Genomic DNA, 7,711 nt, shown 5'->3' with positions numbered 1-7,711 from the left:
GTTGGGGTGGATTGATCCGTGGGGACTATCTCCTGTAAGCCCTAAAACTGTTCTATTCTCACAAAATAGTATTAATGCTGTTTTTGAAGATGGAAGAAATGTTAACGAATTAATACATAGATTGGTGAATGACCCGTCATATATCAATGAAATTGAGCCAATAAGAAAAGTTAGAATGCGAGATTTACCTGAGAATGTACAAGAGCGCTTGTTATCTCAGGGGGCACATAAAGATGCAGTATTTAGTTTAGACAATAGACGTCTTTATGCTGCAAAGGAAGCTGGAGTAGATAAGATACCATCTAGATGGGCGACTCCAGAAGAGTTGTCCAAAATAAATCTTGAACGGAGATTTTCAACTGGTGATGGTGGTAAGTCAATACGCACGAGAGGATGTAGTTGACATGAATATAAAGGCAATAGAAACAAAATATGGTCTGATTTACGGTCGTGATGCTTTAATAGTATCTAGCACCGAGCTAAAACTTTACCCCTTTAATTTTTTGGTAAAAGCTTCTTTAAGTTTATCTTCTTGTAAGCCAAGTATAAAAGATGCTCCTGATGTTCGTATTGAGTTTTCATTCAGTAATATCGAAATGATGTCTGTATATAAAATAGATGATTATCCTTATGATGGGAATTTACAGTCGAGCTTTGATTTAATCGAAACTGAAAGAGAGGATGATCTGCAACGACTAGTGCTAAGCACATACGACCACGTTTTCGATATTATTGGAAAGTGTGAGGTTAATTATCTTTAAATAAAGTCGCGGGGTGTATCATACTCACCCCGCTTAGTAAGGTGAGTGCAAAATGTATACAATTAGAATTAAATAAATTCTATTAAATTAATATAGCATTCATAATATATGTTTTTAAACATAGGGTGTTAAATATGTATTGGTTAAGAATTGCTTCAGATTACCCCAATAGTTATTGGTTTGAATACCAGCACCCTGACATATCTGGAAGTGCTTTTTCTCAATGTAAATCAATTGAAACTAACGAGGGGTATTTTTTTAAATTAAAATCTAAAGTGAGTGAGAAGGCACTGCTTGCATATGATTTTTATTATAGTGATGGGCCTATATTCATATCACCCAGACTAGCATCACTAATTTCTTGTCACGATGTTTTTCGGACTGATGTTCAACTTATAGACGCAACTGTATCTGTAAATGAAACCCAACATCAAGGGTGTAAAATAATTAATATATTAAGAGAGGTTTCATGCATCGATATGGAAGTTTCAGAAAGTAAAACTATATTAAGTTATTTACCTAATGGTCCAAGGAAGTTTAGTAAAATAGTCTTCAAAGAAAAGGTTGTTGAAGATTTTAGTATGGCAAGATGTAGTGAATATAAATCTTGCATAATTATTTCAAATGAATTTAAAGAGTTCCTTTCTAAGAATAATGTGAAAGGAATAGATTTTGCTGACCCTATTTATTAATATAAGTATGATTTAAATTAGCCAAAATGATCCGGGGATAATTTTCCCGGATTATAAAAGCCATTTAAATTTCAAATTAATGGAATATATGATCTTTTCATTAACTACTTGCTTTGCAAATAATAAAAGATAACCCTCAAGGAATGTGAGTATGAGTCGGTTAGAATACAGAAAAGCGTACGGGTTAGATGGCTTAATATATAAAATTATGGGTGGAAATACATTAGATAATTTTTGTGTGTATACAAAAGAATATGAAGTATTTGCTAAAGAAGAGCTTGTTTGTTATTTAGATAACTATCCTGCCATTAATGATGGCGATGAGGAAGTATATCCTGATTTTCTTGTCGAAAATTCGCTAGAGCTCATTTTCTATGGAGAGCAATTTATAGATGTATTACATAATATCTCTATCCAAAGAGAAAAACCATCTGTAGATGATTTCATATCAGGTTTAAATTTTTATCTCGAGAACGATAAATTCATTGAGCTTTGATTTAAAGAGCGAGAGAGGAATTGAAAATTGATTTACTTAGCTTGTTTGAAGGTAGTACATACTGAGATTTTTATTTTATTAATTTAATTGGTTATTACTGAGGGCGATATTTATGGATGCGTCTGATACCATTGTGAATGAGATTGAAAAAGCATTAAAACCTGGCCTAAATGTACATATACATAAACAGAATCATTTAGGTGATCAGTTAGACGATTTGAGTAATATTTCAACGGACCCTAATTTAACCCATATAGATATCCGAAATCCAGCTGATTATCCTGTTGTCAGAGGTCGACCACATGGGAGTGGTAGATAATTATGAGTATTGAATATCATTTGATTGTGAACAGTTTTCATCAAGATGATATCTTCATGGGAATTAAAGCTGCTTTCGAAAAAAGTGATTCATATATGTTGAGTCATTCTTCAGTTAATGCAGTTGGTTTTACTATAAAAGGTTCTTCATCTGACTGGGGGCTGATTTCGAAATAACAAAGGAAAAAAAGATGTTTTTTTATTCAAATTCACTCCGGCAATTATAAGAAAATCCTGTCGGTAATAGAAGGTTTTCTCAACAATAAAGCAATCTCTTTTGAATTGGAAGAAGAGTAAATATATGCCGGGATTATTCCCGACAGATGTTTTAGTTTTTTAATAAATTACTTTTTAGTGGCTTTTTTATTAATATACTATCGCTGTAGTTGCGTGATATTTATGAAGCTAAAAATCTAATCCATTCTCAAGTAAGTAATCTCACGTACTATGAATAGCAGGGTGTAGAATTACTGCTTACGGACTCATTTTTAAATCGGCAGAGCATTGAAACCCTATTAGATCCAAAAAGATCGTAAATCAGATGAACTCCGCTATTAAATTGAGGAGTACTCAAAAAACGTATATCGTTCGGCACAAATGCGCCAGCCATATTGCTATTCGAGACTATACCGATAGGAGAAAAATGATGATTAAACTTGTAGATTCATCACCTAAAATATCTGTTGATGAGCTAGATAAGATTGAAGCTTTGCTGGGCATTTCTTTTCCTCGTGCTTTAAAGACCTTATGGCTTATAAGTAATGGCGGTATAATGGAGGAAGATCGTCGTGTTTATCAAAGCGAACACTACGAGAATGATATAAAATATTTCTTGCCTATATTACATACTAAAAGATCGGGCATATTAACTGTTGATGATTACTATAAGGATTTAGTAGTTAACAAAAAAATTCTTGCAGAGAATTTTATACCATTCGCAATTGATGGAGGTGGGTTCCCCTATTGTGTTGGGATAAATGATGGTGCAGTATATTTTTGTGATCTGGAAAACCAGGAGGAGATATATCTTGAACCAAATTTTGAAATTTTTATAGGAAAAATAATTCCTCAAGATGAAGCATGGTGATATAGATTCTGTCTTTATTAAATTTATCATCAAAACCATGGAGGGCTCTTAATGACGCTCGATGATGAAATCAGGAAGGAAATATCTTTGCTTCCTGAAAAACCAGAAATTGTGGATGACTGGGAACACATTGCGGATAAGTTATCCGATAGTTATAGTTGGGCTGGTTCAAAAATTGACTGGTCAAAGACCAATGCTCATAGGTCTTTAGAACTACATGGAGACTATAAGAATTGGTTAGTCGATATAAAGAGATTCATTCATGAAAATGATGTACATGATGTGATTTCAAAGAGTGATGAGATTTACTATATAAATGATTCGTCTCTTGAATTTTCAGTCAGATTGAATCCGGAGCAGTTCTTTTTGTTTCTTGATATGGCAATAGAAAATATCCCTCAGCATCATTACTTTTTTGATAGAAAAAATAAATGGTGTCTAGTAATAAGTACTGAAGGATATATTGACTTCGGTTTCTCATGTTCAGATAAAAAGTAATTGAAATGGGAGGTTCATCATCCGGGGGGCGTTTTAGGTAATGCTTTTGATCTGATATTAAGAAACCCAGGGGCAAGAGTCTTATGAGGATGGTGATGTGCCTCTGCAACTATTTTAAAGAGAACATTCGAAATTGCCTGGACAGGTTCAGTTTCTGGCACATTAGACAATCATGAAATTTGAGAAGAGTCACATGTATTGGAATGAAATCGAAGGTGGTATTTTGTTTAACAAGGTTTTTAGTAGAGATGTTGAAGTGAATGAAATCGACATCTTTGATATTAAAATAGACCGCGAAGCTGCTACGGTAATGATATGTTTTGACCTTGTGAATGAATTGCCTGACAGTCCTCCCCAAAAATGGGTTAAAGGTTATAATAGATGTAGGTGTGGTATAAATTGCAGTGGAGTAAAATTCTTAAAAATAGAAGGCATGTCTACGGATATGCCAGCAAAAATAGAAATACAAAAAAACACTCCCTATAGCGAAATTATAATAAAGGGGGCAGATATTTTTTTAAGTTTGAAGTGTTCGCATATACAATTAATGGGACCTTCCGTATATATTAGTCAGTAAGTTAAAGGCCGGGATGAATTTTAAATTTTTCTGGTTTTTAAAATTTAAGGTTGGTTCAGTATTCTGAATAATTACATCTTATTCCTTTAATATGAGATTTATTTCATCTGTGCTGTGAAGCATATTGAAGGGTGAGAGCTGGAATAATTAAATAGCCGAAAAGCCAAATGTGGTTGAGTGATTATGTTATCTAAAAAAATAACGATTATGAGTCAATCTAGAGGTTGGTGGTATGATGATACCACTCAAGAGTATAGTGATGCTTTGCTTTCTTTAGATATTGACCTTTCTTCTGATTTTGCTCAATTTTATTTGCACATTGATGGTGGGGCTACTTTTCATAGCAGGAATCATGAAATTTATCATATCTGCTGGTTTGTTATAAATTCATCGTACCAACTTGATCTTAAGCGAACACATGAAATATTAAAAATACCAAGCGAGTATATACCTTTGGATGGTTTTCAAAGTGAGGGTGGGTATTTTTATAACAAAAAAACTGGAGAGGTTTTATTTATCAATGTAGGGGATACTTTAACTAAGTTCCTACAGGGAGAATTAAAGCCTCAATGGGTAGACTTTAATTCATTCATTGAATGGTTTTTTGATTTAGATAAATGAATGAAATATGCCGGTAACCATTATGTTCCGGCTTTTATTCTACAACCAATTTTTCCATAGTGTGGAGTATCTAAGATCAAGAAGTTATGACGTTTGTAAGGAAAGCTTATGCCTATTTCATGCGGTAAGCCTGCAAATAAATATGAAATTAAAATTTTAGAGAGGAAATTCAAAATCAGTATGCCAGAAGATTATTTTGATGCTTACAGGAGAGCGTTCAAATTTAGATGATATCAAAGTTGATGTTAAGTCTCCAAACGGAACCTATTCGTTAGATACTAATGTGACGCAAGTTAAAGCCGTTGATTTAATAGAAGTCTGGCTAAATGAACAAGGATTAATGTAATGAGTAATAATAAGTTAGCTGAAGTTGAAAATTTTTTGTCCTCTGCTTCAGTTTTTGATTTTCTCAAAACATTAGATGCAGACAGCGCCTTGGATTCTAGAGATGAGCCAGAATTCGATGATGCATGGATGAAAGAGTTTAACTCATTAAAAAATGAAAGTTTTGATGCGGATGATATTGAACATATCAATTCCTTGCGAGAAAAAGCATTTAAGCTATCATTCAGAGTAATTAATAATTCTGAAATAGCATCACGCATATCAGATGATTTTGAATTAATTGCTAAAAGTGTTGTTGTTGGAAAGGATAATAGTTGGGCCATCAGTTATCTCTGGTCTTCGTATAAAGGTGGAAAGTTCCCACAATAAATGACGAGCCGGGGAAAGGTATTTTTTTTCGGCTAATTTATTATTAAGTGCTGTTTAAGTAGGCGAGGTGTGAATATTTTTTACCTACTTAATGATTTTTTACATTCATGATTTTCTCGCTCAGGAGCACCATTCAATTGATGCCGGCGATAAAACCTTTCATTTGAATCCTAATATTATAATTCTATTTTCGAGAGCTTCAGAGTAATGTGCCACATATTCGCTACGCACCAAATATAAGGAATAAAGGACATTGTTGAAAAAAATAGAACGTTTTGGAGCGAAACCGACATCATTACCATCAAATGAACTGATAAAGAGTTTTAATAAATTAGAAGCATCAATAGGTCCAATCCCTGAAAGTTATCGTGCCTATTTACTTCATTTTGGCGTTTCTGTTCTTTTTGATGTAAATGTTGTTTTCAAGGCGTTACAACCATCTCCGTGGTCTGATGAGCAAGGAAACGATACGCTTGAGTCTTTATACGGTCTTGCTGAATCGGGTAAAGAATATACTATGTTTGAAATGGCTGATACATACCGGAATGATTTTCGCGATCAATGGTTACCGATAGGAGCCTCGTCTGGTGATAATCAAATCTGTCTTTGCCTCAAGGGCGGTATGTCGGGAGAGATTTGGTTTTGGGATCACGAGTCTGATCCAATATTCAATGATTCAGTAGTGACCTCCGGTCTGACGAAAATAGCAAATTCCTTCGAAGAGTTTGTTGATATGCTTGCTGTTCAGGATGATAAAATAGGTGCATCAGATGTGATTAAAGTTGAACTTGATTTTTAATAAAGGAGTATTCGCGGTGATCCTGACGAAGCCCATCCATTGCCGTAAGTTGCGCGTGGCTGGTGCAGAAAATATCACAGCAGCAACAGCCGCTTAGCTATGCCTGAAATATATGCTTTGCCTTTTAAAAGTAGCAATCTATAAAAGATTGGTGCGGGTACTATCTTCGGTTACTCTTAGGATACTAGCCATCTTAATGAACGCCAGACTTCCGATAAAATCTGTCATGAGCAAAACGGTGCAAGATAAGGAGAACTGATGAGTAATGTTAAAAATCTTATTGCAGCATGTATTAACTGCTATGAAGAAAATGATGTCTTCACCATCGGAATAGGGGATGACAATCATGATCCAGAAAATTTTATCATTATCGGACGATTCGACGAAGATGAATTACCCGTTAATGAATGTATTGGATTTCAGAGTGAGTCAACGGAATATGAGTTAACAGACTCTATTCGTTCTGTTCAGCTCACTGAAGACAAACTTGTGATCGTGCTTAATGATGATGCCGCAAAAAAAAATGGCATCAGGGAATATCACGTTGTCATTCCTACAGCAAAAGATTCTAAAACGCTTGGACAGTATTTGAGGAAAATGTTTGATGGCAGTGATGTACCACTACAATTGCCGTAAGGTTTTAGCCACTACATAGCTATCTTAGCACCCGTTCTTTAAAATGATGCAGGCGTGCCATTTCGAGTAGAGGGTACATGTGTTGAGCCAATGTTTAACGGCGAATAGGATTGCAACGTCACGTTTTTGTTAATAAATAGAAAAATGCCATCCTAATCAATTTCAATGCCCCACAAATGCACTCACCGGCACGCCAAATCGCTTCGCATATTACCCAGCGTTAACGTGCGCTGTCCGTTAGGGATTCGACTCACCAGAGACTTCTTGCCTATCTCGTTTCCGAAATTGCTCTGAGTGGGCTGCACTACGGCTCCGGCCACGTCAGCGCCATCCGCTTCGGGCAGCAGCTGGTGACCGAATTCACCCGCGCCCCCCTGCACCGCGAGGTGCGCCGCACCCAGGGCGCGCGCGAGCAGCTCCGCCAGTATGACAGCCTCGGCAGACGCACCCTGCAGCGCAGCGAGCTGAGCACGGACGTGACCCTGCCGGAGCAGGCGATACTGGAACGCCTG

General features: G+C 35.8%; 13 protein-coding genes and 1 pseudogene. All 14 read left to right on the top strand.

The annotated features are described in order from the left end of the window. On the top strand, positions 1-403 hold a 403-nt coding region (locus tag C5687_RS23075; protein ID WP_202911313.1), incomplete at its 5' end, for a hypothetical protein. 1 nt (position 404) lies between these two features. Next, positions 405-761, top strand: coding sequence for a hypothetical protein (locus tag C5687_RS23070; protein ID WP_058677239.1), 357 nt, complete (start codon positions 405-407; stop codon positions 759-761). Between the two features lie 134 nt (positions 762-895). After that, on the top strand, positions 896-1,453 hold the full coding sequence (locus tag C5687_RS24680) for an imm11 family protein (protein ID WP_146086304.1): 558 nt from the start codon (positions 896-898) through the stop codon (positions 1,451-1,453). Positions 1,454-1,604: 151 nt separating this feature from the next. Beyond that, positions 1,605-1,949, top strand: coding sequence for a DUF7716 domain-containing protein (locus tag C5687_RS23065; RefSeq protein ID WP_104558097.1), 345 nt, complete (start codon positions 1,605-1,607; stop codon positions 1,947-1,949). A 321-nt stretch (positions 1,950-2,270) separates the two neighbouring features. Continuing rightward, on the top strand, positions 2,271-2,444 hold the full coding sequence (locus tag C5687_RS24780; protein WP_158252235.1) for a hypothetical protein: 174 nt from the start codon (positions 2,271-2,273) through the stop codon (positions 2,442-2,444). A 466-nt stretch (positions 2,445-2,910) separates the two neighbouring features. Continuing rightward, the gene (locus C5687_RS23060) at positions 2,911-3,354 is read left to right on the top strand and encodes an SMI1/KNR4 family protein (protein ID WP_158252234.1); all 444 of its coding nucleotides are present in this window, start codon (positions 2,911-2,913) and stop codon (positions 3,352-3,354) included. A 51-nt stretch (positions 3,355-3,405) separates the two neighbouring features. Continuing rightward, positions 3,406-3,852 (top strand): type IV secretion protein Rhs, encoded by a 447-nt coding sequence (locus C5687_RS23055; protein WP_104558093.1) that lies wholly within the window; start codon positions 3,406-3,408, stop codon positions 3,850-3,852. Between the two features lie 193 nt (positions 3,853-4,045). Then, on the top strand, positions 4,046-4,429 hold the full coding sequence (locus C5687_RS23050; RefSeq protein ID WP_104558099.1) for an Imm50 family immunity protein: 384 nt from the start codon (positions 4,046-4,048) through the stop codon (positions 4,427-4,429). Between the two features lie 183 nt (positions 4,430-4,612). Then, on the top strand, positions 4,613-5,050 hold the full coding sequence (locus C5687_RS23045; protein WP_104558091.1) for a hypothetical protein: 438 nt from the start codon (positions 4,613-4,615) through the stop codon (positions 5,048-5,050). A 199-nt stretch (positions 5,051-5,249) separates the two neighbouring features. Next, on the top strand, positions 5,250-5,396 hold the full coding sequence (locus tag C5687_RS24775) for a hypothetical protein (RefSeq protein ID WP_158252233.1): 147 nt from the start codon (positions 5,250-5,252) through the stop codon (positions 5,394-5,396). Then, positions 5,396-5,764, top strand: a complete 369-nt coding sequence (locus C5687_RS23035; protein WP_104558089.1) for a hypothetical protein — start codon at positions 5,396-5,398, stop codon at positions 5,762-5,764. Before C5687_RS24775 ends, C5687_RS23035 begins: the two co-directional genes overlap by 1 nt. A gap of 256 nt (positions 5,765-6,020) precedes the next feature. Continuing rightward, the gene (locus C5687_RS23030; protein WP_158252232.1) at positions 6,021-6,563 is read left to right on the top strand and encodes an SMI1/KNR4 family protein; all 543 of its coding nucleotides are present in this window, start codon (positions 6,021-6,023) and stop codon (positions 6,561-6,563) included. Between the two features lie 258 nt (positions 6,564-6,821). Then, complete coding sequence (locus C5687_RS23025; protein ID WP_104558085.1) at positions 6,822-7,199, top strand: hypothetical protein; 378 nt, start codon at positions 6,822-6,824, stop codon at positions 7,197-7,199. A gap of 290 nt (positions 7,200-7,489) precedes the next feature. Next, positions 7,490-7,711 (top strand): annotated as a pseudogene (locus C5687_RS23015) (hypothetical protein); the annotation flags it as partial.

Origin of the sequence: Enterobacter sichuanensis (genome assembly GCF_002939185.1) — a bacterium.
In the GTDB taxonomy this organism is placed as follows: domain Bacteria; phylum Pseudomonadota; class Gammaproteobacteria; order Enterobacterales; family Enterobacteriaceae; genus Enterobacter; species Enterobacter sichuanensis.
Note: the sequence above shows the minus strand (reverse complement) of the source record. Positions and strands in the feature narration are given on the sequence as shown.

Bases quoted from the DNA above. Each gene is read 5' to 3' on its own strand.
- C5687_RS24780 (WP_158252235.1), top strand. From the start codon at position 2,271: ATGAGTATTGAATATCATTTGATTGTGAACAGTTTTCATCAAGATGAT.
- C5687_RS23050 (WP_104558099.1), top strand. From the start codon at position 4,046: ATGTATTGGAATGAAATCGAAGGTGGTATTTTGTTTAACAAGGTTTTT.
- C5687_RS23025 (WP_104558085.1), top strand. From the start codon at position 6,822: ATGAGTAATGTTAAAAATCTTATTGCAGCATGTATTAACTGCTATGAA.
- C5687_RS23045 (WP_104558091.1), top strand. From the start codon at position 4,613: ATGTTATCTAAAAAAATAACGATTATGAGTCAATCTAGAGGTTGGTGG.
- C5687_RS24775 (WP_158252233.1), top strand. From the start codon at position 5,250: ATGCTTACAGGAGAGCGTTCAAATTTAGATGATATCAAAGTTGATGTT.
- C5687_RS23070 (WP_058677239.1), top strand. From the start codon at position 405: ATGAATATAAAGGCAATAGAAACAAAATATGGTCTGATTTACGGTCGT.
- C5687_RS23035 (WP_104558089.1), top strand. From the start codon at position 5,396: ATGAGTAATAATAAGTTAGCTGAAGTTGAAAATTTTTTGTCCTCTGCT.
- C5687_RS24680 (WP_146086304.1), top strand. From the start codon at position 896: ATGTATTGGTTAAGAATTGCTTCAGATTACCCCAATAGTTATTGGTTT.
- C5687_RS23060 (WP_158252234.1), top strand. From the start codon at position 2,911: ATGATGATTAAACTTGTAGATTCATCACCTAAAATATCTGTTGATGAG.
- C5687_RS23055 (WP_104558093.1), top strand. From the start codon at position 3,406: ATGACGCTCGATGATGAAATCAGGAAGGAAATATCTTTGCTTCCTGAA.
- C5687_RS23065 (WP_104558097.1), top strand. From the start codon at position 1,605: ATGAGTCGGTTAGAATACAGAAAAGCGTACGGGTTAGATGGCTTAATA.